This window comes from Nocardiopsis sp. FR4, from assembly GCF_009830945.1.
GTDB lineage: Bacteria > Actinomycetota > Actinomycetes > Streptosporangiales > Streptosporangiaceae > Nocardiopsis.
In genome coordinates this window covers 324,320-351,042 of the sequence record NZ_VWVV01000003.1, presented here as the reverse complement: position 1 = coordinate 351,042, position 26,723 = coordinate 324,320, and the positions used below count along the sequence as shown (strand labels likewise).

Annotated in this window: 27 protein-coding genes; 18 read left to right on the top strand and 9 right to left on the bottom strand. The window is 70.9% G+C overall.

The features are described from left to right. The first annotated feature begins 13 nt into the window (after positions 1-13). Positions 14-2,491, top strand: coding sequence for an MMPL family transporter (locus FYW95_RS06290; protein ID WP_159944887.1), 2,478 nt, complete (start codon positions 14-16; stop codon positions 2,489-2,491). A 56-nt stretch (positions 2,492-2,547) separates the two neighbouring features. Here FYW95_RS06290 and FYW95_RS06285 read toward each other — a convergent pair whose 3' ends face one another. Beyond that, complete coding sequence (locus FYW95_RS06285) at positions 2,548-3,936, bottom strand: DEAD/DEAH box helicase (RefSeq protein WP_159944888.1); 1,389 nt, start codon at positions 3,934-3,936, stop codon at positions 2,548-2,550. Positions 3,937-4,174: 238 nt separating this feature from the next. Next, on the bottom strand, positions 4,175-4,378 hold the full coding sequence (locus FYW95_RS06280; protein WP_159944889.1) for a cold-shock protein: 204 nt from the start codon (positions 4,376-4,378) through the stop codon (positions 4,175-4,177). 764 nt (positions 4,379-5,142) lie between these two features. On the opposite strand from FYW95_RS06280, the gene FYW95_RS06275 reads away from it, so the two are divergent. Beyond that, complete coding sequence (locus FYW95_RS06275) at positions 5,143-5,466, top strand: MerR family transcriptional regulator (protein ID WP_159944890.1); 324 nt, start codon at positions 5,143-5,145, stop codon at positions 5,464-5,466. A 526-nt stretch (positions 5,467-5,992) separates the two neighbouring features. Here FYW95_RS06275 and FYW95_RS06270 read toward each other — a convergent pair. After that, on the bottom strand, positions 5,993-7,150 hold the full coding sequence (locus FYW95_RS06270; RefSeq protein ID WP_370462436.1) for an IS30 family transposase: 1,158 nt from the start codon (positions 7,148-7,150) through the stop codon (positions 5,993-5,995). 679 nt (positions 7,151-7,829) lie between these two features. Between FYW95_RS06270 and FYW95_RS06265 the strand changes: the two genes are divergently transcribed. From FYW95_RS06265 to FYW95_RS06240, 6 genes are all read left to right on the top strand, one after another. After that, positions 7,830-10,847: a Tn3 family transposase gene (locus FYW95_RS06265; RefSeq protein ID WP_160050134.1), complete on the top strand. Its 3,018-nt coding sequence runs from the start codon at positions 7,830-7,832 to the stop codon at positions 10,845-10,847. Beyond that, on the top strand, positions 10,844-11,392 hold the full coding sequence (locus tag FYW95_RS06260; protein ID WP_160050133.1) for a hypothetical protein: 549 nt from the start codon (positions 10,844-10,846) through the stop codon (positions 11,390-11,392). Before FYW95_RS06265 ends, FYW95_RS06260 begins: the two co-directional genes overlap by 4 nt. A gap of 38 nt (positions 11,393-11,430) precedes the next feature. Further along, a complete protein-coding gene (locus FYW95_RS06255; protein WP_160050132.1) occupies positions 11,431-11,958 on the top strand; it encodes a hypothetical protein in 528 nt (175 codons plus the stop codon). A 124-nt stretch (positions 11,959-12,082) separates the two neighbouring features. Next, positions 12,083-12,667 carry a hypothetical protein gene (locus FYW95_RS28035; protein WP_236572101.1) on the top strand — a complete coding sequence of 195 codons (585 nt, stop codon included), beginning with the start codon at positions 12,083-12,085 and terminating at the stop codon, positions 12,665-12,667. A gap of 41 nt (positions 12,668-12,708) precedes the next feature. After that, complete coding sequence (locus FYW95_RS06245) at positions 12,709-13,194, top strand: hypothetical protein (RefSeq protein WP_160050131.1); 486 nt, start codon at positions 12,709-12,711, stop codon at positions 13,192-13,194. Then, positions 13,191-14,111 carry a tyrosine-type recombinase/integrase gene (locus FYW95_RS06240; protein ID WP_160050130.1) on the top strand — a complete coding sequence of 307 codons (921 nt, stop codon included), beginning with the start codon at positions 13,191-13,193 and terminating at the stop codon, positions 14,109-14,111. The genes FYW95_RS06245 and FYW95_RS06240 overlap by 4 nt, the downstream gene beginning before the upstream one ends. 24 nt (positions 14,112-14,135) lie before the next feature. Here the strand turns inward: FYW95_RS06240 and FYW95_RS27585 are convergent, their stop codons facing one another. Next, positions 14,136-14,291, bottom strand: coding sequence for a hypothetical protein (locus FYW95_RS27585; RefSeq protein ID WP_201294727.1), 156 nt, complete (start codon positions 14,289-14,291; stop codon positions 14,136-14,138). 519 nt (positions 14,292-14,810) lie between these two features. Here FYW95_RS27585 and FYW95_RS06235 point away from each other — a divergent pair. Next, entirely contained in the window at positions 14,811-15,056 is a 246-nt protein-coding gene (locus FYW95_RS06235; protein ID WP_201294726.1) for an alcohol dehydrogenase catalytic domain-containing protein, read from the top strand. Here FYW95_RS06235 and FYW95_RS06230 read toward each other — a convergent pair. The 4 genes from FYW95_RS06230 to FYW95_RS28835 form a co-directional block, all read right to left on the bottom strand. Further along, positions 15,019-15,378 carry a DUF4158 domain-containing protein gene (locus FYW95_RS06230; protein ID WP_236572100.1) on the bottom strand — a complete coding sequence of 120 codons (360 nt, stop codon included), beginning with the start codon at positions 15,376-15,378 and terminating at the stop codon, positions 15,019-15,021. The two genes, FYW95_RS06235 and FYW95_RS06230, sit on opposite strands and share 38 nt — an antisense overlap. Before the next feature lie 92 nt (positions 15,379-15,470). Continuing rightward, entirely contained in the window at positions 15,471-15,650 is a 180-nt protein-coding gene (locus tag FYW95_RS06225) for an SDR family oxidoreductase (RefSeq protein WP_160050129.1), read from the bottom strand. Then, positions 15,647-16,219: an NADPH-dependent F420 reductase gene (locus FYW95_RS06220; protein ID WP_160050128.1), complete on the bottom strand. Its 573-nt coding sequence runs from the start codon at positions 16,217-16,219 to the stop codon at positions 15,647-15,649. Before FYW95_RS06220 ends, FYW95_RS06225 begins: the two co-directional genes overlap by 4 nt. Positions 16,220-16,261: 42 nt before the next feature. Continuing rightward, complete coding sequence (locus FYW95_RS28835) at positions 16,262-16,675, bottom strand: DUF6069 family protein (protein ID WP_160050127.1); 414 nt, start codon at positions 16,673-16,675, stop codon at positions 16,262-16,264. 81 nt (positions 16,676-16,756) lie between these two features. Here FYW95_RS28835 and FYW95_RS28830 point away from each other — a divergent pair, with 81 nt between their 5' ends. The 6 genes from FYW95_RS28830 (at position 16,757) to FYW95_RS06190 (ending at position 22,055) form a co-directional block, all read left to right on the top strand. Continuing rightward, on the top strand, positions 16,757-17,269 hold the full coding sequence (locus FYW95_RS28830; protein ID WP_160050126.1) for a MarR family winged helix-turn-helix transcriptional regulator: 513 nt from the start codon (positions 16,757-16,759) through the stop codon (positions 17,267-17,269). A 139-nt stretch (positions 17,270-17,408) separates the two neighbouring features. Continuing rightward, entirely contained in the window at positions 17,409-17,540 is a 132-nt protein-coding gene (locus FYW95_RS28825; protein ID WP_370463004.1) for a hypothetical protein, read from the top strand. Between the two features lie 661 nt (positions 17,541-18,201). Then, on the top strand, positions 18,202-18,396 hold the full coding sequence (locus FYW95_RS06205; RefSeq protein WP_160050125.1) for a hypothetical protein: 195 nt from the start codon (positions 18,202-18,204) through the stop codon (positions 18,394-18,396). Continuing rightward, complete coding sequence (locus FYW95_RS06200) at positions 18,396-20,573, top strand: helix-turn-helix domain-containing protein (RefSeq protein WP_160050124.1); 2,178 nt, start codon at positions 18,396-18,398, stop codon at positions 20,571-20,573. Before FYW95_RS06205 ends, FYW95_RS06200 begins: the two co-directional genes overlap by 1 nt. A gap of 244 nt (positions 20,574-20,817) precedes the next feature. Next, entirely contained in the window at positions 20,818-21,525 is a 708-nt protein-coding gene (locus FYW95_RS06195) for a ParA family protein (RefSeq protein ID WP_160050123.1), read from the top strand. Between the two features lie 212 nt (positions 21,526-21,737). After that, positions 21,738-22,055, top strand: a complete 318-nt coding sequence (locus FYW95_RS06190; protein WP_160050122.1) for a hypothetical protein — start codon at positions 21,738-21,740, stop codon at positions 22,053-22,055. A 120-nt stretch (positions 22,056-22,175) separates the two neighbouring features. Here FYW95_RS06190 and FYW95_RS06185 read toward each other — a convergent pair whose 3' ends face one another. After that, positions 22,176-22,328, bottom strand: coding sequence for a hypothetical protein (locus tag FYW95_RS06185; protein WP_160050121.1), 153 nt, complete (start codon positions 22,326-22,328; stop codon positions 22,176-22,178). Between the two features lie 241 nt (positions 22,329-22,569). On the opposite strand from FYW95_RS06185, the gene mobF reads away from it, so the two are divergent. The 3 genes from mobF to FYW95_RS06170 all read left to right on the top strand — a co-directional run bounded on the left by mobF (position 22,570) and on the right by FYW95_RS06170 (position 26,611). Continuing rightward, a complete protein-coding gene (mobF, locus tag FYW95_RS06180; protein WP_160050120.1) occupies positions 22,570-24,561 on the top strand; it encodes a MobF family relaxase in 1,992 nt (663 codons plus the stop codon). A 70-nt stretch (positions 24,562-24,631) separates the two neighbouring features. After that, a complete protein-coding gene (locus tag FYW95_RS06175; RefSeq protein ID WP_160050119.1) occupies positions 24,632-25,363 on the top strand; it encodes a hypothetical protein in 732 nt (243 codons plus the stop codon). Between the two features lie 3 nt (positions 25,364-25,366). Continuing rightward, the gene (locus FYW95_RS06170; RefSeq protein WP_160050118.1) at positions 25,367-26,611 is read left to right on the top strand and encodes a zeta toxin family protein; all 1,245 of its coding nucleotides are present in this window, start codon (positions 25,367-25,369) and stop codon (positions 26,609-26,611) included. The last annotated feature ends 112 nt before the right edge of the window (positions 26,612-26,723 follow it).

Here is a 26,723-nt window from a genome sequence, read left to right as displayed (position 1 = left end):
GAAAACCACACCCATGGCTGAATTCCTGTACAGAGTCGGGCGTGCGTGCGCACGGCGCGCCTGGACCGTCCTCGCGCTCTGGCTGGCCCTGCTGCTGGCCTCCGGCGCCGCCTTCCTCCTCTTCTCCGGAGAGCTGGAGGACAGCTTCTCCATCCCCGGCACGCCCACCGACGAGGTGGAGCAGCTCCTCTCCGACAAGTTCTCCGGGATGGGCGGCGGCACGGGCACCGTCGTCTACCAGACCGAGGACGGCTCGGCCTTCACCGGGGAACAGCGGGACGCGATCGCCGACCGCGTCGAGGAGGCCGCCGAGGTCCCCGGCGTCGAGAACGCGATCGACCCCTTCGCCACCGAGGGCGAGCGCGCCGAACAGCGGCGGGAACTGGAGTCGGGCCGCGAGGAGCTCGAGGCCGGGCTCGCCGACCTGGAGGCCGGGCAGGAGGAGCTCGACCGCAACCGCGCCCAGGCCGAGGCCGCCGGGCTGCTCGAGCAGTCCGAGGCGGCCCTGGACGCCGAGCAGGCCGTGATCGACCAGAACCGCGAGGACCTGGAGACGGGCCTGGCGGAGCTGGAGCGGGGCGAGTCCCTGCTGGAGATGGCCTCAGAGATCCGCACCGTCTCCGAGGACGGCGACACCGCCCTGGTCAACATCGCCTTCAGCGACAGCCAGATGGAGGTCCCGCAGGAGACCCGCGACGCCGTCATGGCGGTCTTCGGGGACGACCCGGTCCCCGGCACCACCGTCGACTTCGGCAACGACATGTCCCGGAGCGTGCCCAGCCTGGTCAGCGTCACCGAGGTGATCGGCGTGGTCGTGGCCGGCGTGGTCCTCATCGTCATGCTGGGCACCCTCGTCGGCGCCGGCCTGCCGATCCTGACCGCGCTGGTCGGCGTCGGGATCGCCACCCTGGTCGCGATGTCGCTGTCCGGGGTGCTGGAGATGGCGTCCGTGACCCCGATCCTCGGCCTCATGCTCGGCCTGGCCGTCGGGATCGACTACGCGCTGTTCATCATCAACCGCCACCGCCGCCAGCTCAAGCAGGGCTTCGGGGTCGGGGAGTCCATCGGCCTGGCCAACGGGACCGCGGGCAACGCCGTGGTCTTCGCCGGTACGACCGTGCTCATCGCCCTGCTGGGCCTGAACCTGACCGGGATCGGGTTCCTGGGCCTGATGGGCAGCGTGGGCGCCATCGCCATCGCCGTCGCGGTGTTCATCGCGATCACGCTGGTTCCGGCCCTGCTGTCACTGGTCGGCCCCCGGGTCCTGTCGCGCCGTGAGCGCGGACGGCTCGCCGAGGAGGCACCCGCCCCCGGCCGGGACTCCTCCGAACAGGTCCGGCCTATGTCGACCGGCCGGGCGGTGGCCCAGGCCCTCGTCACCGTGATCGCCCTGGGCGTCGTCGCCCTGCCCGCCCTCGGCCTGCGCCTGGGGATGCCCGACGGCTCCTCCGAGCCCACCGAGTCCACGCAGTACCGGGCCCACACCGCCGTGGAGGAGAACTTCGGCGCGGGGCAGAACGGCACGCTCCTGGTCGCCGCCGGGCTCACCGGCGGGCCCACCGGGGCGTCCGCCGAGCGGAACGCCGAGGCGGAGCGGGCCGAGATCGCGGAGGTGCTCTACTCCTACGACGACGTCGTCGCGGTGGCGCCGATCGCCGTCTCCGACGACCAGACCATGGCCATCTTCCAGGTCGTGCCCGCCGAGGGGCCCTCCAGCGAGTCCACCGAGGAACTGGTGCACGACCTCCGGGCCCTGGAGCCGATCGAGGGCACCGGTCCGCTGGGCGTCGCGGGGATGACCAGCGGCAACATCGACATCTCCGAGACCCTGAGCGACGCGCTGCCGACCTACCTCACCGTGGTCGTGGGCCTGTCGCTGGTGATCCTGCTGCTGGTGTTCCGGTCGGTCTTCGTTCCGGTCGTGGCCACGTTCGGGTTCATCCTGTCCTTCCTCGCCGCGCTCGGTGGCGTGGTGGCCGTCTACCAGTGGGGGTGGCTCGGCGGCCTCGTCGGGATCGAGAACACCGGTCCGGTGCTGAACTTCCTGCCCACGCTGCTGGTCGGGATCCTGTTCGGCCTGGCGATGGACTACATGCTCTTCATCGGCACGGGGATGCGCGAGGCCTACGTGCACGGCGCGCCCTCCCGCACCGCCGTCATGCAGGGCTTCCGGGCCGGCCGCGCGGTGGTCACCGCCGCGGCGATCATCATGATCTCGGTGTTCGGCGGGTTCGTCTTCTCGCACAGCGTCATGATCAGCTCGATCGGATTCGCGCTCGCCTTCGGCGTGCTCATCGACGCGTTCGTCGTGCGCATGGCGCTGATCCCCGCGCTCATGCACCTGGCCGGGGACGCGGCGTGGTGGCTGCCCCGGTGGCTCGACCGGCTCCTGCCCGACATCGACGTGGAGGGCGCCTCCCTGGAGAGGCGCCACCCGCCCGGGCGGGAGACCGCCGAGGCCGAGCGGGAGACGGCCTCCCAGCGGGGCTGAGTCACACACGGCACGGGGCCCGGGAGCGCAACGCTCCCGGGCCCCGTGTGTATCGGTCAGCGGCGCGGCCGGCGTCCGGCCGGAGCGCGGCGCCGCCGCTCACGCGGGCCCCCGGAAGGCACCGAGACCGGTACGCCCGAGGGCTCGCGGGCCCCGGTCACCCGGACCAGCTCCGCGTCCTCGGCGTCCACCCGCGCGGTGTGAGGATCGATGCGCGCCCGGCTCATCAGCCGGGTCATGTCGCGCCGCTGCGCGGGCAGCACGAGCGTGACCACGCTGCCGGACTCCCCCGCCCGGGCGGTGCGCCCGCCCCGGTGCAGGTAGTCCTTGTGGTCGGTGGGCGGGTCGATGTTGACCACCAGGTCCAGCCCGTCCACGTGGATGCCGCGCGCCGCCACGTTGGTGGCGATCAGAGCGGTGACGGCGCCCCTCTTGAACTGGTCGAGGGTGCGCGTCCGCTGCGGCTGGGAACGGCCGCCGTGCAGGGGCGCGGCGAGGACGCCGTTGGCCAGCAGGTGCTCGGCCATCCGGTCCACGGCGCGCTTGGTGTCGAGGAACATGATCACCCGGCCCTCACGGGCGGCGATCCGGGTCGCGACGCTCTGCTTGTCCATGTGCGTCACGTGCATGACGTGGTGCTCCATGGTGGAGACGGCGCCCTCGGACAGGTCGACCGAGTGGACCACCGGGTCGTTCAAGAAACGGCGCACCAGCGTGTCGACGTTGCGGTCCAGGGTGGCGGAGAACAGCATGCGCCGGCCGTCGGCCGGGACCTGCTGGAGGATCGCGGTGACCTGCGGCATGAAGCCCATGTCGGTCATCTGGTCGGCCTCGTCCAGGACCGCGGACTCCACCCGGTCCAGGAGGCAGTCGCCGCGCTCCATCAGGTCGCGCAGGCGGCCGGGGGTGGCCACGACCAGCTCCACGCCCTGGCGCAGGGCGCGGGCCTGGCGGTGGATGGGCATGCCGCCCACGACGGTCGTCGTGCTCACCCCCACCGAGCGCGCGTAGGGCGCCAACGCGTCGGTCACCTGCTGGGCCAGCTCACGCGTGGGGGCGAGCACCAGGGCCAGGGGCTGCCGGGGCTCGGCCTTGCGCCCGTCGAGCTGGGCGAGCAGGGCCAGCCCGAAGGCCAGGGTCTTGCCCGAGCCGGTGCGGCTGCGGCCCAGCACGTCGCGTCCGGCCAGGGAGTTCGGCAGGGTGGCCGCCTGGATCTCGGACGGTACGGTCAGGCCCTGCTTGGCCAGGGTCCGCTTCAGCGACGCGGGCATGTCCAGCGCGTCGAAGGAGTCCACCGGCGGGAGCGCCGGGGTGACGGTGGCCGGGAGCGCGAACTCGCCGGAGGGACCACTGGACCGGGGGCGGTTGGGGGTGCGGGGGCGCTGGCGGCCGTATCCCTGGGAGGGACGGCCGCGGCTGGCGCCGGTGCGGTACGGATGACTCATGTGAGGCCTTTCGCCGACGGCGCTCGCCGGGCGGGAGGCCTTGCGGCCTCGCAGGGGGAAACCGGAGTACGCCGGAGAAGTGATGCGGATGCCCGCGCTCGCCCGGAGAATTCCGGGGCGCGGTGGTGCCGGTGCCGGTCGAAGAGCGACGGCTGGAGAATCCGGCGGAGAAAAGAAGGACGGCAGGGGCCCAGCGCCCGTAGGGCGGGCCCCTGCCGCGGGAGGAGCGTCGGCTCCCCTAGATCAGGGTGATGTTCTCAGCCTGCGGGCCCTTGGCCCCAGCGACGGCGTCGAACTGCACGGACTGGCCCTCGGCCAGCTCACGGTAGCCCGTGGCCTGGATGTTCGAGTAGTGAGCGAAGACGTCGGGGCCGCCGCCGTCCTGCTCGATGAAGCCGAAGCCCTTTTCGCCGTTGAACCACTTGACCGTACCGGTCGCCATAGGGATACCTCTCGTTCGGAAAATAAAGAAAACCGCGAATGACGATTTTCCCGTCACCGCGGTGATCGCCCGAAGAGATGGGATCCATCGGGGTTCACGACTGCAACTCCTCAGAACCTAGCACACGAGAACTCTCCTGTCCCAGAAAAATCCGTGTGTCACAGGACACCGTTGTACGCGCTATCGAAAAGAACAGAAAATGTGTCGGCGTCGCAGTATTTTTTCTGGGCCGAGTGCGCCCGGATCCGCACCCCCGGCCGCGGACCCCGCCGGCCGGCGGGACGGCCCCGGCGCCGCGCCACCTGGCCCCGCGCCCGTGACTCGCCTGAAAACCTTCACTGGATGGAGTAGATATCTGCCGGGTCCGGTGCTAGATTTCCTGTCGTAGCCACAGAGACCCACGGCTGGACCACCGGATACGCCGGTGGAGAGCAGGACGGCCCGACCGGTGTGCACGTGCTTGATGACACCGGGGGCCGGTAGGACCGCAGTGGAGACAGACGCACGAAGTGAGGTCGAGAGGAGTAGATGCCATCAGGATCGCCCGGGCGCGGGGAAGTTCCGCCCGGGTACCGCAGGCCCCGGCTCGGAAGAAGGTGGTCCACGGTCTCACAACCGCGATCCCCGCGATCCCGTTCCAGCTCGACCTCGGGAAGCGGAAGACCGGCAGCGGCCGGTAGATGGTATTGAACTCTCGGGCCCCGGCGCCGCACGGCGCTGGGGCCCTCGGCGTGCCCCCAGGAGAGAAGAAGGAAGACGAGCGCTTGCCCCGTGCCGACACCGGTGACCGGTTCGACGATGACGACTACCCCGCCTACACCATGGGCCGCGCCGCGGAGATGACCGGCACGACGCCGGCGTTCCTGCGCGCCCTGGGTGAGGCCCGCCTGATCGAGCCCCTGCGCTCGGCGGGCGGCCACCGCCGCTACTCCCGCTACCAGCTCAGGCTCGCCACCCGCGCCCGCGAACTCGTCGACGGGGGCACCCCCATCGAGGCCGCCTGCAGGATCATCATCCTGGAGGACCAGCTGGAGGAGGCGCTGCGGATCAACGAGCGGCTGCGCGCCGATCCCCCCTCTCAGGCGTGACGCCCCGGCCGACGCGTTCGCGCGGCCCGGTCCCCCGGGACCAAGCCCCGCCCGGCGACCGGGCGGGGCTCTCCCACGCCCTCCCTCCGGGCCCCGGGACCCCGGAGACGACGAAGGGCGCCCCTCGCGCAGGAGGAACGCCCGGATGGAGAAGGGTAGGCCCCCAAAGGCTCGAACCCTGAACCCGCGGATTAAGAGTCCGCGTATGTGCGGGCGAAACGTCCCGGTGTGTGGGGGTTCGTTCCGGCCCGTCCGGGCGGCGGAGTGCCGCTGCATGCCACCGGAGACCACGCCGTGCCACGGTGTCCCGGAACAGCCGAGCGAGCACCGAGCATTACCTGCGGTCAGCGAGGCGCGGATCAAATCCGTTGGCACCTCGGACTGACCTCACAGCAGACAGCCGCTCAGGTGCTTATGTTCGATAAGTGGGCCTTCCAGAGCCGAGACGCGCCTTTCCGTCACCCGGGCACGAAAACGCCCCCGCGCGACGCTCGGCGAATTCCAGCTGTCGTCGCAACACGTGAAGTCAGTTGGTTGCCGCGAGGAGCTTAGCGAGACGCTCGGCTGGGGTGTCCCAGTCGAGCGTCTTGCGTGGGCGGGAGTTGAGCTCGGCGGCGACCGCGTCCAGGTCCTCGCGGGAGTGGACCGACAGGTCCGTGCGCTTGGGGAAGTACTGCCTGAGCAGCCCGTTGGTGTTCTCGTTGGAGCCGCGCTGCCAGGGGCTGGCCGGATCGCAGAAGTAGACCGGGATGTCGGTTGCGGCGCTGAACCTGTGGTGCATGGCCATCTCCGGGCCTTGGTCCCAGGTCAGCGACCGCTTCAGCAACGAGGGCAGCCCACCTAGGGACTCAGTGAGGGCCTGGTGGAAGTGCTCGGACCGGTGCTGGCCGTCGGGCAGGTGGACGAGCATCACGAACCGGCTCGATCGCTCCACCAGCGTGCCGATCGCGGAGTGCTTCTGGTCTCGGCCGCCCACGATCAGGTCGCCCTCCCAGTGGCCGGGGACGGCCCGGTCGGCGGCTTCGGCCGGCCGTTCGCTGATCATCACCATGGGTGCGGAAAACCGCGGCTGGCGTGTGTGGGCCTGGCGGTGGGGGCGGCGTCGGGCCCGCCCCGAACGCAGGGCCCGGGTGAGTTCTCTGCGCAGCTCTCCGCGGCCCTGGACGTAGAGGGCCCGGTAGATCGTCTCGTGGCTCACGCGCATCTCCGCATCGTCGGGGAAGTCCCGACGCATCTGGTGGGCGATCTGCTCGGGGCTCCAGCGCTGTTCCAGCCGGGCCTGAATGTAGTCGCGCAGGCGTGGGCTGCGGGCGATCTTGCCCGGTTGGGATCGGGGGCGGCGGGCCTCGGCGCGTGACTGTGCGACGTGGGGCCCGTAGCGGTAGATCTTCGCTCTGGCGTAGTAGGAGCGGTTGCGGAGCACCTCGCGGCTGATGGTGGAGGGCGCGCGGCCCAGCTCGGCGGCGATGGCACGGATGGATGCCTTGTCCCGCAGCCGGTCGGCGATGTGCATCCGCTCCTGCGGGCGCAGGTAGCGACCGCTGTCTTGTCGTGGCGCCCGCTGCGAGAGTGCGGGCGCCACGATCCGCTTCGGGGCCTGCCTGCCGTTGCGCCATTCACGTCCGGTCCGGATGTTGACGCCCACGGCCTGGCAGGCCGCCTTGTTCGAGTACCCCAGTTCCATGAGTCGGAAGTATTCCGCTCGTTCCCTGTGGAGCTTCCTGTAGCCCCCCATGGGCGAACGCTTCCCGATCTCGAAGTCGCTCATCGCACCCCTCCAGAGGTGGGGTGTTGCAACGACCACTAGAACTCAAGCTCCGTTGCGCGGGGGCTTCTTCGTGCCCGCATGGCGAGACGGTGAGTCTCGGAGCCGATAAGGCGAATCGTCCTCCCGTCAAGAGTCCGTGCGCGGCCGCCTGCGGTCAGGGCCGCGCCTGGCCCCGTGGTCTGCGCGGTAGCACCGCGTCCGGCCATGGCCACACCCGGACGCCCATGGGGCCTTGGCCGCTCCGACCACGGCGCGGCACGCTGTCCTCGCCCTCTTTACCTTTGACGCAAGGATTTTTCGTCATGCTCTGGAAGAAGTCCGCCGCCGCGGGCCTGGCCTCCGCCGCTCTCGTCGCTCTGATCTCGGCCACCCCAACGCCCGCGGCGGCCGACTCGTGCGTATTCGGTTACAGGAAGGCCCTGTCGGACGGCTCCGTCTCGATCGTCTACGCGATATGCAGCAGTGGCTCTTCCCGGAGAGTCAGCGGCACATTGAGGGGTCCCGGTAGTTTTCGCGGAAAATCCAACGCTAAGCCTCCCTGCCTGCTTGGCTGGTCGCTGACGGTCACCCCCTCACCCCCGACCGGAGGCTCACGTTGGCCACCCAGGTGTTCTCCGAGGCCGAACTGGCCCAACTGCGCGCCTTCCCCGACACCATCAGCTCCCAAGAGCTGATCCGCTACTTCACCCTCCACCCCTCCGACATCGAGTTCATCGAACGCCGCCGCGGTGCCGCGAACCGGCTCGGTGTCGCGGTGCAGTTGTGCGCCCTGCCCTGGCTCGGGTACGTGCCCACCGACCTGGCGGCCGTGCCCGCCCCGGCGCTGGCGCGGCTGTCGGACAAGCTGCGCATCCCGATCGGGGAGTTGCGCGCCTACGGCGCCCGCGAGCAGACCCGCAGCGACCACCTGCGCGAGGTCGCCTCCCACCTGAAGTGGCGATCGATGAAGGAGCCCGAGGCCAAGGAGCTGGAGACCTACCTTTTGGCCCGCGCGATGGAGCACGACTCGCCCAGTGCGCTGTTCCGGGCCGCGTGCGCGCACCTGCGCAGCGCGTGCGTGATCCGGCCCGGGCCGGTGTGGCTGCTGGAGCGGGTGGTGGCCGCCCGCGAGGCCGCCAAGGCCGAGACCTACCACCGCATCGAGCCGCTGCTCACCCAGGTGTTGCGCCTGGACCTGGACCACTTGCTGCGGGTGGACCCCGCGTTGGGGTCGACCCGGTTGCACTGGCTCTCCCACGGCGCCACGCAGGCCTCCCCGAACGCGGTCAACGCCGAGGTCGCCAAGCTGGAGTACCTGAGGTCGCTGGACGCCCACGCCCTGGACGTGTCGGTGCTGCCCACCGAGCGGCGCCGCCACCTGGCCACGATCGGGCGCCGCTCCACAGCCCAGGGGCTGGAGCGGCGGGACCCGGAGGTGCGCTACCCGATCCTGCTGACCCTGCTCTCGCAGGGGGCGGTGGAGGTGCTGGACGAGGTGGTGCAGCTCTTCGACCAGGTGGTCTCCTCCACCGAGTCCAGGGCGCGGGTGAAGATGACCGCCCGGCTGGCCGAGCGCGGCCGGGCCGCGGAGGACCGGCTGGTACTGCTGGAGGAGATCCTGCCCGTGTTGGCCGACGACGGGGTGCCCGCCGAGCAGGTCGGGGTGCTGTTGCGCGAGCGCATCGGTATGGAGCGCCTGCGGGCTGCGCACGGGATCAAGCAGGAGCGGTTGCCGCGCGATAACGGCCACCTGGCCGCGCTCAAGGAGTCCTACGCCTACCTGCGCGGGTGCGTGCCGGGCGTGCTCAAGGCGGTGCGCTTCGACGGCAACGAGCAGGCCCGCGACCTCCTCCAGGGTCTGGAGGTGCTGCGCGAGCTCAACGAGACCGGTAAGCGCAAGGTGCCCGAGGACGCGCCGGACTCCTTTGTGCCCACCCGGTGGCGCGGCTACCTGAACCAGGCCGCGCAGGACAAGGACAACGCGGCCTACCGGCGGTACTGGGAGCTGTCGGCCATCGTGGCCTTGCGGGACGGGTTGCGGTCGGGGGACGTGCACGTGCCCGCCTCGCGCCGCTATGCCGACCCGGCCTCCTACCTGATGCCCAAGGCGGCCTGGGTGGACAAGCGCACCGAGTTCTGCGCCGAGACCGGCACCCCGCGGGACGCGGGCGAGGCGCTCGCCCAGGCCGATGACGAGCTGCACACCGCACTGGGAGCCCTGGAGTTGGTGCTGGACCGCGGCGAGGGGCCCGCCCGGTTGGCCGATGACGGGCGCCTGGTCGTGCCCAAGCTGGAGGCCGACGACATCCCCGCCGAGGCCGAGTCGTTGCGCACCGACCTGGCGGGGATGCTGCCGCGCCTGCCGTTGGCCGCGCTGTTGATCGAGGTGGACCGGCGCACCGGGCTGAGCGAGCACCTGGTGCACGCCGGCGGTAAGCAGGCGCGCGGCCCCCAGGTGCGCCGCAACCTGCTCGCCGTCGTGCTCGCGCACGGGCTGAACATGGGGCTGACCGCCATGTCCGAGGCCACCGGCATCTCCTACGACGAACTGGCGTGGACGGCCGAGTGGTACCTGCGGGAAGAGACCCTGCGCGCGGCCATCGCCGCAGTCGTCAACTACCACCACCGGCTGCCGATGACGCGGGTGTGGGGCGCGGGCACCCTGTCCTCCTCCGATGGCCAGCGCTTCCCCATGCAGGGCAAGTCGCTGACCGCCCGCCACCTGTCGCGGTACTTCGTGGACGCGGGCATCTCCCAGTACACGCACGTGTCCGACCAGCACTCGACCTACGGCACCAAGGTCATCGTGCCCACGCACCGCGAGGCCCACTACGTCCTCGACGAGATCCTGGGCAACCAGACCGATCTGCCTATCACCGAGCACGCTACGGACACGCACGGGGTGACGCTGGTCAACTTCGCGCTGTTCGACCTGGTCGGGCTCACCCTGTCGCCGCGCATCCGCGACCTGGGCCGCATCGTGCTGCACCGGCTCGGGCCGCGGGGCGACTACACGCACCGCTACCCCATGGCCGGGCCGTTGCTGACTGGGCACATCAACACCGACCTGATCACCACCCACTGGGACGACATGCTCCGCCTGGCCGCGTCGTTCAAGTACGGGCACTCCACCGCCTCGCTGCTGGTGGGCAAGCTCTCGGCCAGCTCGCGGCAGAACGCCCTGGCCGCCGCTCTCAAGGAGTGGGGGGCGCTGCGCCGCACGATCTATGCCTGCCGGTACCTGACCGACGAGCAGTACCAGCGCCGGATCGCCCGCCAGCTCAACAAGGGCGAGAGCCTGCACGGGCTGCGCCGCGACCTGCACCACGTCGGCGGCGGGGCGATGCGCCGGCGCCACCACGAGCAGCAGAGCGAGCAGGCCTTGTGCCTGACCCTGCTGACCAACGCGATCATCTGCTGGACCACGGAGTACTTCGGCCTGGCGGTGGCCGAGCTGCGCGCGTCGGGCCGCTATGTGGACGACGCGGTGCTGGCGCACATCTCCCCGGCCCGCTCGGAGGGGGTCAACCTCATCGGGGAGATCTCCATCGACGTCGACAAGGAACTATCCAAGCTGGACGCGGCGGGGTACCGGCCGCTGCGCCGCCTTGAGGGAAGGAACGAGGCCCTGTGAGGCTCGCCCGGCTGAGGAACAAGACCACTCTGCACGTCACCGGGGACGGCATCCGCACCGGGTGCGGGGTCCTCATCCCCGACACGGCCACTCTGACCCATCCCACCGACGAGTGGTACCTGCACACCAACTGCTACAACTGTGCCTACCGGCTCTGGCCCGAACACGGCCCGGCCGACTACCTCTGCCCGCACAACGGCAAGGACTTCCCGCCCCGCCGCAAGTGCGCACACGGCTTCGACCCGCAGGGCTGCTCGGTCTGCACACCGCCCAAGCCGACGAACTGGCCGTGCCCCAACGGGTGCATCGACCCGGTCGACCACATCCCCGGCGGCAGAGGCGGCTACGTATGGGCGACCGCGTGCACCGTCTTCCCGCCCTCGCGCCCGCTGACCGACCAGGACGAGTGCGTCGGCGCGTGCGAACCCTACGACCAGGTGATGAAACGCGCCAACCCGAAGTTGCGCCTGGACATGTCCGACAGCACCGAGGCGACCTGCTACCACTGCGGCCGCGACACCCGCTTCCCCCGGGACGGCTGGTGACCTGTGACCGCCCACCGCATCGAAAGGACACCGCGCTCATGACCCGCACCTGGGGCACCCCGCCCGAACCCACCGCCGAGGACCACCCCGAGATGGTCGCCGCGCAGGACGCCCGAACCGGCGTGCGCCGCTGCCGCACCGGGTGCATCGCCATCGAGGATGCCCGCGGCATCAGCTCCGACGTCGACTCGCACTCCTTCATCTGCCACGGGTGCGGCGGCGCGGTGTGCATCGGCTGCCGCACCACCCCCGTGGTCAGCGGGATGCTGTTCTGCACCCCGTGCGGCAACGCCCAGGCCGCCATGAGCGCCCAGGCGTTCCCCGAACTGGTCGACGACGACTACACCGAGCCCTCCGAGGAGCCGATGACCGCCGGGCAGATGCGCGCCCTGCTCGCCGGGGTGGGCGACGACGTGCCGCTGCGCGCCCTGGCCGGTCCGCACCTGAAGCACGGCATGCGCGAGTGGGACATCGTGGCCGCCCGCCACATCCTCCAGGGCAAGGCACCCCGGGGCCCGGTGGTGCACTTCGCCCTCTACCTCGAAGAGGTGGTCGAGGGGGAGTGATCCGGGCCCGGCCCGGTTGCGACTAATGCCTGTTAGTCGCAACAAAACTTGCCCGAGTTGCCACTAACACGCGACAATCCGGGGTAGAGTGCCCTCACGGAGTTGCGACTAACAAGGAGCCCGCGTGAACCCCCGTCCGCTGCCCCACCTGCTCACCGCGGCCGCCCTCGTGCTGGAGGAGGCCGGGCAACTCCCGCCGCTGATCGTGGCCATGACGCCTGGCGCCGGCCTCAGGCCGCCGGTGACCCTCAGCCCGGCCACGAACCTGCCCGCCGAGGAGCAGCACGCCCTGGTGCACGCCATCGCCCGCGCTCACCGATGGTCGGCCCAGCCGCTCTCGCTCGCCGACGGATGGAGCACCAAGGGGGCCGTGGGCGGGATCCGCGTCGAGGTGATGTCCGCCCCCGGGCCCAGCGCCGACGGGAAGGTGCTGCGCCACCCCGACGCCTCCACCGCGGCGCACGCCGCGCTCCTGCGTGGCCTTCTCGACTGGGCGCAGGCGCTCGGCGACGGCGTGCGGGAGCTGGACGTGATGGAGGAGGCCGAGGGCGGCGCCGGCCTGTGGGCGCTGGTGCGGGTGAAGGAGTCCGTCCTGGAGTCGGTGCTGGCCGAGCACGCGGTGATGAGGGTCCCGGCCCCGCACGGGTGGTCCGGCTACCGGGCCGAAGGCGTGCTCCCCACCGGCCACCGGCTGATGATCAGCATCTGAACCGCCACCACACGCCCCGCCCCGGAGAAAGAGAGGCCGACGTGTTCAACGAGACCGTCGCCGTGGACCGCAACCACCTCACCGCCCTGCTGGGCACCCTCGCCCGCACCGCCCCCACCCCGCCGCCCCTGCCGGCCGCCCTTCAAGAGCTGGCCAACGCCCTGCACGGCCAGGACCCCGACGGGACCACCTGGCTGGTGCCGGCCGAGGCGCTGTGGACGGCCCTGCACTACGCCAACGCCCTGGACACCTATGACCTGGACGAGACCGACTCCGCCTCCTACACCCACCCCGCGCTGCGGGCCGAGGAGCACGTGCAGCGCCAGCTCCTGGCCCAGGCGCCGCGCACCGACGCCGCCATGGAGGCCCTGGCCGAGGCCGAGCTTGTCCTGCTCCAGGCCGAGCGTGAGCTGCACGCCTCCTACCTGTACGGCAACGCCCACATCACCGAACGGCGGTGCCTGACCTGCGAGGTCACCTACCCCTGCCCGCCCGCGCGCGCCCTGGGCCTGGGCGAGGCACCGTGACCCTGCCCCGCCTGGCCGACGTTCCGCTGACCGCCGCCACCGGCCTGGCCCGCGACGGCTACGCCGCGTGGATCACCACCACCGGCCTGGCCGACCGCTCCAAGGACACCTACACCGAACGGGTGGAGGACTTCCTGACCTGGCTGGCCGCCTCGGGCGATGACCAGCACACCGCCGCCCTGGTCGAGCCACGGGCCCGGGACTGGGCGGTGCGCGACTACCGCCGCCACCTGCTCACCGAACGCAAGACGGCTGAGTCCACCGCCCGGCTGGCCATGGTCGCGATCGAGTCCTTCTACACCTGGCTCGGTTTGGGCGCCCCCCACGCCCCCAAGGTGGTGGCCACCCGGCGGCGCACCGCCCCCCGCGCCCTGGGCGAAGCCGACCAGCGCAAGCTGCTGCGCTCGGCCGAGGCCCGCGGGGCACGCGACCACGCCCTGGTCGCCCTGGCGGTGCACACCGGGCTGCGTGAGGCCGAACTGGCCTGCCTCGACCTCGAGGACGTGGTCGTCACCGCCCGAACGGGCCGCGTCCGCGTCGTGGGCAAAGGCACCCGACAGCGCACCGTTCCGCTCCCGACGCGCACCCGGCCCCTGATCACCGCTTGGCTCCAGGCCCGCGCGAGGATGCCCGGGACCGAGTCCACCAACGCGTTGTTCGTGGCCCGGGGCGGGCGCCGCATCGCCGCCCGCACCATCGATCACGTCATCCGCACTACCGGCCGCCAGACGGGGCTGGAGATCTCCCCGCACACCCTGCGCCACACCTTCGCCACCAACCTGGTCCGGGGCGGGGAGGACCTGGTGGTCGTCGCCGAACTCCTCGGACACTCCCGGGTGGAGACCGTGCGGGTCTACACCCTGCCCACCGAGGAACAGGTCCAGGCCGCGGTGGACGCCGCCACCGTCGACTACTGACCGGCGGCGGTGTGTCGGCCGGAATCAGTCGTCGTCGGTGTCCTCGTCCTCGCGCCGGTCGGCCGCCGACTGGGCGCGGGAGTCGAACCCGCTCTGCGCGGTGTCGGACTCCGGGTCACGGGCCGCGGCGGACTGGATCCGCGCGGCCGCGTCCTTGTCCATCTCGGTGTTCTTGCCCATGTCCCTCACCTACCCGCTGACCAGGCCACCTCGGCCGCTAAGCGTTGGATTTTCCGCGAAAACTACCGGGACCCCATTGACCGACGGGAGACAGAACGGCTACAACGCCTGTGCGACGGTCAGGATTTCCGGCGACTCGCACACTACGAACCTGCACTACAAGACGGGGACCAGTACGCCGGTCGAGACTGGGTGGTGGCCAGGGACCAAGGTTTACGTGTCGATCAGCAACTGTTAGGAAGCTCAGCTAGGAGCCCTCCGCTGAGGACGACCAGGCGCCGGTGCCCTGCCTGGTCATCAACCACACTTCTTACGTGTTCGCCTGGGGCTACGCCAATGACGTGTACCTGGGCCCGGTGCTCCCGAAGCTACGGCGAGGGGCCAAGTAGCCAAGCAGGGGTCACCGATACACCGGTGTATCGGTGACCGGCGCGGCGTGGCCGCTCTGCCCGGGCAGGTTCATCGTCGCAGGTGGGCGGGACCACCAGAGAGACCGAGCCGACCACAGGGGGAGCCGCGATGCGCGCCGCATGGTACGAACGCCGGGGCCCGGCCCGCGAGGTCCTGACCGTTGGACACCTCCCCGACCCCGAACCCGGCCCCGGGGAGGTGCGGATCCGGCCGCGCCTGTCCGGCGTGAACCCCGGGGACGTGAAGAAGCGCTCCGGCTGGCAGGGATCGCCCATGCCCCACCCCCGGGTGATCCCGCACAGCGACGGCGCCGGCGTCATCGACCAGGTCGGGCCCGGGGAGGGTCGTAGGTGACGCCCAGCCGGGTGCGGATCTGCTTGCGGTGCCACTTGGCGGTGCGCCCCGCCCCGTGATCGGGCTCGACATCGTCGTCCAGGCCCAGGCGGCGGCGCACGTGGTCGACCACCTCCTCGGGCACCTTCCCCGCGGCAGGGAAGCGCGCCATCTTCTGGTGGCACTTGAGCGCGACCAGCACCGCGAGCAGCGCCTGGGGGCTGTTGGTGTGCTCGCGCGCCCACTCGATCTCGTCAGGTTCAGGGGTGAAGGACACGTGCAGCATCCGCGCGGAGGTCAGCTTCGCGAACCGGGGGTAGGCCGTGCGCTCGATGGAGGTCACCGGCAGCCCTCTTCGACCAGGGGGTGGTGAACGCGCACACCGTAGCCGGGCACCGGGCGGGGCCGCAGCGGGTTCACCGAACCGCAACCAGGTCACCGGCTCTGATCAGTGGAGATCCGCGCCGTTGCCCCTTTCCGGCTTACCTCGCCCCCCAGCTTGTCCGGGTTGCGGCCGAAGGCGACGATCTCCTGGCGCCCGACGCCTCGTGTGAGGAGATGTTCGATGGTCAAGCGGCCGAGGTGTCCGGTGGCCCCGGTGACGGCGATGGTCACTTGATCACGACCAGTCCGCCGGTCCAGCCGATCTTCTCGGTCACGGCCAGGGACATTTGCAGGTAGCCGAGGGCTTCGAGCTCGCGGGCGCGCGCCAGCGGGCCGGTGTCCACGGCATGCACACCGCCCGCAACGATCGCCGTGGTCAGGGCCGTTTTGGCGTCGGCGTCGTCACCGGCGACCAGGACGGTGGTGGTCGTTGCGCCGACGGTCTTGGTGGCGAGCGTCGCGGCGAAGTTCGTGTTGAAGGCCTTCACGACCTTTGACTCCGGGAGCTTGGCGGCGAGGTCTGCCGCACCGCTGCCCGCGGCGAACTCGACCGGGGTGAAGGTCGCGAAGTCGACCGTGTTGGTGATGTCGACGACGGTCTTGCCCGCGAGGTGCGTGCGGTGCTTCTCCGCGATCTCGGGCAGTGCCGTGTAGGGGACCGCGAGGACGACGATGTCACCGGCGAACGACGTGGGCTCATCGGAGTGCGCGACGGATTCCACGGTGGCGCCGCCGTCGGCGAAGACGCCGGCGATCGCCGTTCCCATGTTTCCGGTACCGAGGATGCTGATGCTGGTCATGGCGATCCTTAGCTCTAGCTGGTGATCGGGGTGCGGGCGTTGTCAGCGCTTGATCGCGCCGAGGCCGAAGAACACGGCGGCGGCGACGACGACGTGCATGAGGGCGAGTGCGGCGAAGCCGAGCGCGGCGAAGCCGCCGGCCGCCGTCATCGCGATGGTGGCGATGGCGAGGACGGCCCCCGCCCATCGGCCGACGGTGAGCAGCCGCGGCCACCGGCGTGCCAGCAGGGCCGTGACGCCCATGCCGACGAGCATAGGCGCGATGGTCATGAGCAGGACGTTCGCCACTCCGACCGGTGCGGGCATGGTGGAGTTGTCGTAGCTGGCGCCGGCGGCCGCGAACGCGAAGAAGATCGCGAGGTTCACGGCGGTGGCGGCGAGGATCGCGATGGCGATCGGTCGGACGGAGCGGGGCCGTTGCGTGGCGGTCACTTCGGGGGCGGTGGTGTGAGGCATGATCTCTTCCCATGGTCGTTTTGTTTCCGTGGAAAGTAAGTATGCCTGGCGATTTGTTTCCGTGTCAAGTAACATGGAGGCATGAGCCAGAACCGGGACCAGCAGCCGAGATGGCTGGATCAGGAACAGTCGAAGGCGTGGATCGAGCTCGCCGGGATGATGGTCGCGCTCCCGAGCGCCCTGGACGCACAGCTCCAGCGCGATGCCGGCATCAGCCACGTCGAGTACCAGGTTCTGTCCTGGCTCTCGATGTCTCCTGAGCGCACGGCCCGGATGAGCCAGATCGCTGACATGGCCCATGTCAGGCTTTCGCACCTCTCGCGCATCGCGGCTCGGCTCGAAGGCCGCGGATGGATTCGGCGGAGGCCGGACCCCGAGGACGGCCGGGCCACCCTCGCCGTCCTGACCGACGACGGCTGGGACAAGGTCGTCGCCACTGCTCCCGGCCATGTCGAGGAAGTGCGGCGTCTGGTGTTCGACAACTTGTCGGCGGCCCAGGTGCGCCAACTCCAGCAGATCGGCCATCGTGTGATGGAGGCCGTTCAACCGGGCCGCTGTCCTCGGCTCCCTCCGGGCACTGCCGACGGGAACTGAGAACCGGTACCGTCCCGCCGGACGCGACGGCCTTCGGGGATCGATCGGTGCGGGGCTGAGCCGCTGATCCGGACTCTGACCGGGCGGGATCCGGGCCAGTCCGTCGGGGCCGCAGTGGAGCCACTGCAACTGCTGGGATGTGCCGTCCAGGCGGATGTCGGCGGGGCTCCACCACGACCAGGCCACGGCCACGCTCGGCACGCTCACCACGAGCTCGGCGCTCGGGCGCATCACCGAGCCCTCCAGTATCGCGGCCAGGTCCTCGGTGTAGCCGCCGATCGGTGCCTCGAACACCATGAGCCCGCTCGGGGCGGGCAGGCGCGCCGGGTCGAAGGGCTCGGTCGGCGGCGAGGAGGCCGCGGCCAGGTACAGGGCGGCCTCACCCAGGCGGCGCTCTTCCAGGCGCATGAGCAGCGGGGCGGCGATCGCACCCACAGAGTGCGGCTCCTCGGGCAGCACGGGGAACACGGTGGCCCGGCCGCTGTTGATCGCCCCGGCCAGCCCGATCATGGCCTCGGATGCGCGGTGTGCCGGTGGGCCTGCACGCCGGTACACCGGTGTATCGGTGGACCGACCCACCGGCGCGCGCGTGATGCTTCCGTGACCTTCGGGCCGTTCTACCGCTAAATCCTGTCGCGATCCTCCTCGCCCCGGTTCTGTCGCAACCTTCGTTGTAGGCGCCGATAAGGTTCACTTATCGGGGGTCAGGTTTAGGAAACCGAGCCCCTTTCGAGGGTCGCCAGAGGCGCGGGGGAACCTCCGGCCGGACGCCCGCGCTACCTAAACGGCACCCCCCGGGTGCGAGGGGCGGCGGGCCCGGATCCGGCGTTGCCTAAACCGCACGGGCGAGTTCCGCGAATCGCTTACCTAAAAAGCACGTGTGGTTTAGGATGGAGGTGGACGCCCTTCCCGACCCGAGAGGACCCGCCGCCGTGATCGTCCGGACCCGCACCGCCCGCCACCCCCGCCGCTGTGATGGCTGCCCCACCCCCATCCGCGCCGGGGAGCGCTACCAGGTGACCACCATCCCGCCCCGTGGACACGACCTCCTGCGCTTCGACACCTGGGTGCGCCTGTCCTCCCACGAGGGCGACTGCCCCGACCCGGCCACCACCGGGGCGGCCTGATGCCGCGCGGGAAGGGCCTGCCCCTGGACCCGACCCGGCTGCGCGCCGCCCGGACTGCCGCCGGGCTGAGCCAACGCCAGGTGGCCGAGGCCCTGGGCACCACCCGCCAGCAGGTCATCCGCTACGAGGGCGGCCAGGAGCGCCCCGAGGTCAAGCGGTTGGCCGCGCTGGCCCGCGCGATCGGCGTGAGCGTCGGCGACCTGGTGGTCGAGGGCGCCCTGCCCGCCGGGCTGGCCGGTCTGCGGGTCGGGGCCGGGCTCACCCTGGCCGCGGCCGCCACGGCGGTGCGCGCCCAGCTCCCGGCCGGGGCGGGTATCGCGTGCTCACGGCCGGTCCTCGCAGACGCCGAGAGGGGCGTCCTGCCGCCGACGTGGGAGCCGACCCCGGCGGCCGGGGCGGTGCGGGGCGCGCTCGGAGCGGCCTACGACGTCGACGCCGTTGCGGTCGCGACCGCGTGGGAGAGCACGTTCGGCGCGGCGGCCGCCACCGCCGACCAGACGCCGGAACAGTCCGGTTCCATAAACGGCACCTCCGGTGAGGGGTTTTCCGAAACCGCACCCCCCGGCCCGGCTCTGGCCCGCGCCACCGGGAAGTGGAAGCCCTTGTCGGCGTGGCTGTGGGAGCGCCTGGTCCAGGTCGCGGCCGCCGGGTCGGCCGGAGCCGACGACGACTGGGTCGGCGGCGCCCGCTGGCAGGAACACTTGGCCAGGCGGGAACGCCCCCGGGGCACTACGGGCCGCGGCTACGTCGACGACGACACCGCCGGGCGGTACTGGCTCACCGAGGCCGGGCGCGCGCACATCCTGGCCCACCGCGAGGACTACGCCGAGCGCTACCCCACGGTGCGCCAGCCCCGCGCGGTGCGCGAGATGACCGAGACCACCCTGCTGCGGGTCGAGGACCCCGACGCCTACACCGCCCGCACCGTGTGGGGCACCGCCCGGGTGGCCTCCCAGCGCTGGACCATTCGCGCCCGGGTACGGGTGCTGGCCGGGGGGATCATCGACGCCGCCGCCCACGGCAGGGAGGGACACGTCCCCTCGGTGCGCTGGATGCGCGACGACGCCACCGGCGGCGTGCGTCCGCCCCGGGTCGACGAAGTCCTCGAGGTGAAGGAGTGGACCAGCCCGTGGCGGTCCATGCCCGACGCGGCCCCCCTCCTACCCGGCGTCCGCCCCGCGCCCCCGGCCGGGGCCGAGGAGCTGCCCTTCGCCAATGAGGGCCAGGAGGTGGAGCACCTGCTCGACCCGACCGCGGCCCAGGAGCAGGCCGAGGCCGACCAGGCCCGGGGGGTGGCGGTGCTGGTCTCCGGCGACCCCGCCGCGGAGCGCCCGCACCTGGCGGTCCACGTCGACGGAGAGCACGTCGGCCACCTGGAGGACCTGCGCGCGTGGAACGGTGCGCCCGGGTGGGCGTTCTACTCCCGGCTCACCGAGCGGGAACGGCGGTCGATGACCGCGGCCGAGATCGGCGGGCGCCCGCCCGAGGCGACCACCACGGTGACCGACATCGCGGCCGCGGTGCGCGAGCTGCTGCCCCAGGCCCTGGAGCACCCGGTGCACATCACCTCCCTGCACGGGTACCACACCGGCCTGGTGGGCATGTACCCCCAGTCCATGGAACGGTGGGAGCTCTACCGGGGCCGGGCGGCGGGCCGCGAGGACGTCTACGCCCGCGGCCGCTGCTGGGGCTGGCTCCAACCCGCCGCCGGCGGCGGGCGCACCGCGCACACCACGGCCGGGCCGGTCCCCGGCGGGCCCTGGCCCACCCGGGAGGAGGCCGCGCTGGCGCTGTGGGCGCACCTGACCGCGCCGCTGCCCCCACCCCGGCTCGGAGAGCGGGCCCGCACCACGCGGCGGATCCGCCCCCGGCGCGACACCCGACCGCTGTGCCCCTACACCCCCGCAGAGCTGGCCCGGGTGCGCCTGATCCGTGACAGGCCCGAGGACGAGCACAGCCCCTACCGGGCCGAGTCCCCCACCGACCACCGTGTGCTGGGCTACGTGTGGCGCAAGGACGCCCGCCGCTGGTCTTATGCCCCGGCCGACCCCGACACCGGGCGGGCGGCCGAGCACCCATCGGTGCTCACCACCCCCACCCGGGCCAAGGCCCTGGAGGCGCTGTTGGCCCAACCCGGGCCGCTGTGGGGGGACCCGGACAGCGCCATCGTGCACTGAGAGCCGCGTCCGGAAGCGGTCTTCCGAGCCGCCCTGGAAGGAACCGGATCGGGAAGACCGCTTCCGAAGCCACCGCCACCGCGCACCGAACTGAACACCGCTTCCGCACCCAGAACCCGGAGAGGGAACGGGCTTTGCGCAGTTCACAGCAAGGCCGGTATGCGCGTGTACCGGCGTACCGGTACACGCGCATACGCGTATGCCGCCTTCCAGATGTGCCGGTACGCCGGGATACTGGTGCGCCATGAGCAAGAAACAGATCATCACCGTCGCCTCCTGGAAGGGCGGCGTCGGCAAGACCACGCTGGCCTACGAGGTCGCCTACCAACTCGACGCGGTCCTGGTGGACCTGGACTGGGACCGGGGCAGTTCCACCCGCGCCTGGGGGTACCGCACCGAGCGGCGTATGCGCTCGCCGCTGCTGTCGGCCCTGGAGACCGGCAAGACCCCCAAGTGGATCCCGGGCGGGGAGTCCAAGCCCGACCTGCTGCCCGGACACGAGGACTTCGCCCTGGCCCAGCCCGAGGCCGAGACCATGGCGGACCTGCTGGAGAAGTGGGCTGCGGAGTGGGACCGCGACCTGGTCATCGACACCCACCCCGGCGGATCGACCCCCTCCACTCTGGGAGCGATGGCGGCCGCCGACCGCGTCCTGGTCCCGGCCCTGTTCGAGGAAAAGCCCATGGAGGCCCTAGAGGGGATGCTGGAGCAGGTCCCCGACTACCCGCTGCTGATCATCCCCAACCAGATCTCGGGGGTGCCCAAGGCGCGCTACATCCAGTGGCTGGAGCGCATCACCAGCCAGGCCGGGGTCAAGGTGGGCCCGATCGTGCACGAGTACTCCTGGTTGGAGACCCGCACCCTGCGCAGGGCCGTCTCCTCCCAACCGGTCGCCATGCGGGCTGAGCCCTTCGTGGAGGAGATCGGTCGCGTGGCGGAGGCCGCCCTCTGATGGACGGCCTGAACGACTTGCGGACCGAGGCCGCCAAGAAACGGCGCGGTACCAACCGCAGGAGCGAGATCACCCCGCCCCCACGCCACCCGCGCTCTGAAAGCCCTGATCAGCAGGAAGGGGCACACCCGCAGGCCGGTACGTCGGCATCCAGGCATACCGGCGTACCGGTACACCCGGATGCCGGTACGCCGGTACCCGGACAGACCGGCGTGCCCGCATCCGGGCACACGGACACGTCCCCTGCGGCTCCGCAGCAGCCGAAGGCGAAGAAGCCCGCGGCCAAGGCCGAGGAGAAGCGGACGCGGCCGCCCTCGATCGAGGCCTACCTCAACGAGGACCTGGTCGACTGGCTCTGGCAGGTGCGCGCGGCCGGAGTGGTCCAGCGCAAGGACAACGTCACGTCCGCAGTGGTGCGTCTGGCCCTGGAGGAGCTGCGTCAGCGCAGGACCCCCAAGCAGATCATCGACGCCCTGGAGGAGGCCCCCGAGCCCGCGCCGACGAAGGGGCGCCGGGGCCGCCGCCGGTAGACTGGCATACACGTGTACCGGTACGCCAGTACACTCGTATGCGCGTATGCCGGTGTACCCGTGCCTGGTGAACAGCGAAAAGGCTCCCCGACCAGTGTGGTCGGGGAGCCTTCGCAGTGTTCAGACCAGGTCGTCGCCGTGGTCCTGGAGGGTGGGTAGCGGTCCGGCCTGCCAGAGGTCACCGGGGTGGCGGTGCAGCGCCACGTCGGCGCCGCCCGCTCGGCGGTCGCCCCAGGAGGAGCGCCCGCCGGCCTTTTGGCGGCCACCCGACACCAGGCGGCCGGGGCAACCCCCCGTGGTGACCGGAGGAGCGCGGGGGTCGCGGCCAGACCGCCGACGAGACCCCGCTCGTTCCTCGCGGGGGTCCGTCAGGCGGTCGGCCAGCTCCCGGCCGCACGCACCACAGTGGTCTGCCGCACGACCGGCGGGGCGGTGCAGGACGTGCGGCAGGTACCCAGGTATGGTCACTCCGTTCCCATACCGATCGGGCGGTGCTGGAGGAGGTGATCCCCGGGTGGCCAGAGCAACCGTGATTCGCGAAGCCGAGCAGGCCGAGTACCGGCTGCGTCAGGAGTGCTCCGAGGACCACGCCCGCCAGCGCGACGCACAGGTCGCCTACCGGCTCGGTCCGGACGGGCCGCGCCCGATCGAGCGCATCGGCCGCGGGTGGACGTCCTTCGACCGCACGCCCGGGGCGCCCCTGGGGCCGGACGAACTCGATGAGGTCCGGGCCGTCATGGACGGGCGCGACCCGCGCACGGGTGAGCGCCTGGTGGTGCGCAAGACCCGGGTCGCCCCCGCGGGCAAGCTCCCGGCGTTGCCGCTGCTGGAGGAGATGGCACGCCGCAAGCTCGTGCCCGCGCCGGACACGTGGGCGCGCAAGCGGGCGCGCCGCTTGATCAAGATGACCCGCGCCGACACCGCACACACCGCCGCCTACCGCGATCTCGTGCGGGTCGCGTCCTCGGTCGGCCTGCGGCTGAAGGACGTGCCCGGGTACGGCGTGGCCCAGCTGGCCTACGCCAAGCAGCACGCCGACGACCGCGAGGTGATCGGCGCCCGGGGGTGGGACCTGCGACTGGACACCGGCAAGGACGTCGGGGCGCTCTGGGCTCTGGGCACCCCGCAGGTGTCCCGCGAGATCGAGGAGGCCGTTCTGGCGGCGGCCCGGGAGACCGTCGCCGAAGTGGAGAAGTGGGTGGCCCGGGGCCAGCGCGGCCAGCACGGCGACGGCAAGGTCGCCCGCCGGGTCGACACCAGCGGCCTGATCGGCACGCTCACCCTGCACACCACCGCCCGGCCCGTCGACGGCATCGTGGACCCCCACCTGCACGTCCACGTGATGCTCCCCAACCTCGGATTGGGCACCGACGGCCAGTGGGGCGGCGTGGCGGCGGGCGGCCGCGAGCTCTTCGAGGCGGTCCCGGCCGCCGGCGCTTTGATGCGCGCCCGCACCCGGGCGCACCTGACCGCCCGTCTCGGGGTGCGCTGGCGCGAGACCACCCCGGGCCAGTGGGTCATAGTCGGCGTCCCCCAGCAGGTACGCGACCTCTACTCGCGCCGCAGGGACCAGGCCCTCGCGGGCGCGGGCAAGAAGTCCACCGCGGCGCAGCGCCGACTCGCGGCGAAGCGGTCGGCGGCAGCCAAGGCCAGCAAGAAGGCGGGGGACCCCCGGGTCGAGTGGGTGCAGCGCGCCCGGTCGGCCGGTCTCATGCCCGAGGCGATCGTGGCGGCCGCCGTGCGCCGCCCCGAACCGGCGCCGGAACCGGACCCCAGCGCGGCCACCGACCGGGCCATCGCCCGGTTGGCCACCCGCTACCCGACCCGAGCCGTCTCCCACGCGGCGGTCATGTCGGCGGCCGCGGACGCCGCCCCGGCCGGGATGACCGCCACCGAACAGGCCGCCGTAGCCGACGCGGTGGCCAGGCGGATGCGCCCCACCGGCGCGGCCGGGGGCGCCCACCTGAAGCACTCCCAGCACTACCGGGCGCCCGTGGTGGCCATGGCCGACGCCCGCGCCGGGCGCGGCCCCGCCGCCGTGGCCACCGCGCCGAAGGTCGCCGACCTCCAGGCGCGGCGGGAGGCGGCGCTCCGGAGGGCGGCGCAGGCCCGCGCCGAAGCGGAGCAGCTGAAAGACGCGGCCGCCCGGCCGACGACCGCCTGGAGGCGCGGCATGACCCGGGCCAGCGCCCGGACCGAGGTGGCCAGGCTGACCGGCGTGGCCACCGAAGCGGTGACCGAGGCGTCCCGACTCGGTGGCCACGCCCGCCGCCTTCAGGAGCGGGCGGTGGCCATGGACGTGGCCACCGCCACCGCACAGGACAAAGCCCGCCAGGCGGTGAAGGAAGCGCAGGCACTCGCGGCCGCACGCCAGGCGGCCCGCACGTCCATGACCCGGCCCCGGCCCCGGCAGCCGCGCATCCCAGGGGATGTGGTGTCCAGGAGTAGCGCGGCGCCTGAGCGGTTCGAGGGCAGCCGTGAGACTGCGGCCCCCGAACGCGAGTGATTCTCTCTCGACAAATTGTGTCCGCTGCCCTACACTTTTTATGTAGGGCAGCGGACACAAGGGAGGTCGGATGGGAAACCGAACCGTCGAGGCGGCCACCGTCAAGTACCTGCCATCAGACCAGGTGCGCGACACCCTGGGCAGGCAGCTGGCGTGGGTGCGTGACACCAGCGGCATCCTCATCATCACCGACGCAGGCATCCCGGACGGCGCCCTGGTGCCGCCGAACCTCCTCACCGAGGCAGGGTTGGCTCCGGTCCGAGAGCAAGGGGTTCGCGAGGCACGTCCCCGGTGGGGGGCGACCCGCGCTGACGCTACCGACGAGGGCCCCCAAGGCCTGACGCACCACAAGGCGCTCATGGCGGTACTGGTAGACCAGTCCACCCTCGCCGCCCTCACCCGCGGCATGCCGGTGCTGGCGTTCAAGGAACTTGAACTGACTGGCATAGCTCTGGCTGACGGTGAACCTATCGCGCCCGGAGAATACGCGGCACACGACGGAAAGACCCTGCGCATCTACGCCCCCCCACAAGAGGAGACAACCGTGGACAACACCACCCTGAACGACCCGGAAACCCCCGAGGTAGTGATCTTCGAGGCCCTCCGGGAGACCGCCACCCGCGCCGCAGCCGCATATATGCGGGCGGCTGAAACCGCCACCACTCCTGAGGCCAAGGAGGATGCGAAGCAGCAGATGAAGCGAGTCTGGAGGATCAAGAGCAATCACGACCTGGGCCGCAGCGAGATGATCGATTTGATTCAGCAGCTCCAGGGAGAGATCGACCAGCTGCGGGAGACCTGAGCGATGCCAGCCCCCTACGAAGTGAAATTTCCGAGACTCCAGGAGATCTTCGACGAGTACATCAAGGACCTGGTGTTCGGGGACGTCGATCCGGTGCCCCCCGGAGGTAAGCCGGTCGTAGTGCTCCTAGGAGGGCAGACCGGAGCGGGCAAGTCGAGTGCTTTTCGCGGAATCATGGACCGCCATGGTGGGAATCTCGCTGAAATTAAGCCGGATGAATTTCGCCTTTTTCATCCAGATTTAGACGAGATCATGCGGGATGATCCGCATGCGATGCTGGAACATACCGCGCAGGCGATGTACGCATGGTCCGACATGGCCCGCAACTACGCTCATGCCAAAGGCTATGGGCTGGTCATCGAGAACACCTACAGTCGGCCTGAGTACCTGATCAAATACGCGAATGAGTTGTCTAAACCGGTTGATGTCACCAGAGAAGATGGGACCACGGTCCAGGTGCATCGTGGTTTTGAGGTCGAGTCCGTAGTCGTGGCCACCCCCTCTGACCGCAGTTGCTTGGACTTGGTCGGTCGATACCTGAGCCAACCGCCCGAGGAGGCCCGGTGGTCCGATGCCGAGTTCCATGATTTCTCATTCGAGCAATTGCCACATTCGGTAGAGATATTGGAGAGTTGCACTGATGTAGATCGAATCATTGTCACCGACCGGGATGGAGTTATCCACTACAATAACGTGCGAGAACCTGACGGCCAGTGGGAACACAAATCACAGGCAAGCCAGGTATTACGGGAGGTCCGTGGTGACGGTCGTGTACCCTTCAGTCAAGTTGATGCGCAGATGTGGCTGTCTCAGTATTGGCAGCACTCTGAACAGCTCATCAAGCGCGGAGAACTGAACGATGTCACCGCCCCCACTATGTTGGCGTTGCATGAACGTGCCGATCGTGTAGCCCAAGTCGCTTACACGGAAGAACCACACGAATTAACGAAGCACACGCATTGGCAAAAGGTGCAGAGGGCGGTGTTCATGGCGGGGGAACGCGGTGTGCCAAACACCGAGCTACCTGGCACACCTGAGACGTTCCTGAACGCCACTCCCAAGGAGCAGAAGCAATTTATGGAGGCGATGCGGGGCAGCACACGTTCTGAATCGGCCTTCACAGATGCGGTCGAAGCGGTGCAACGCGCGCAACGCGGGTTGGCCTCACCGGGTGCAGATGTGTCCCCGCCATCGCGCACAGACCATGCCTGGCGTGATCAGGGGCGTGAGGACGGTTTGGAACGGTGACGGCGTGACCGGATACGGCCACCGAAGGCGCCTGTGGTTTTGGTTGACTCAGGGACATGAGTGCCGAGTCCGAGGGTCAGCAAGTGCTGGATTTCACTGCGGTCGAGGAGGG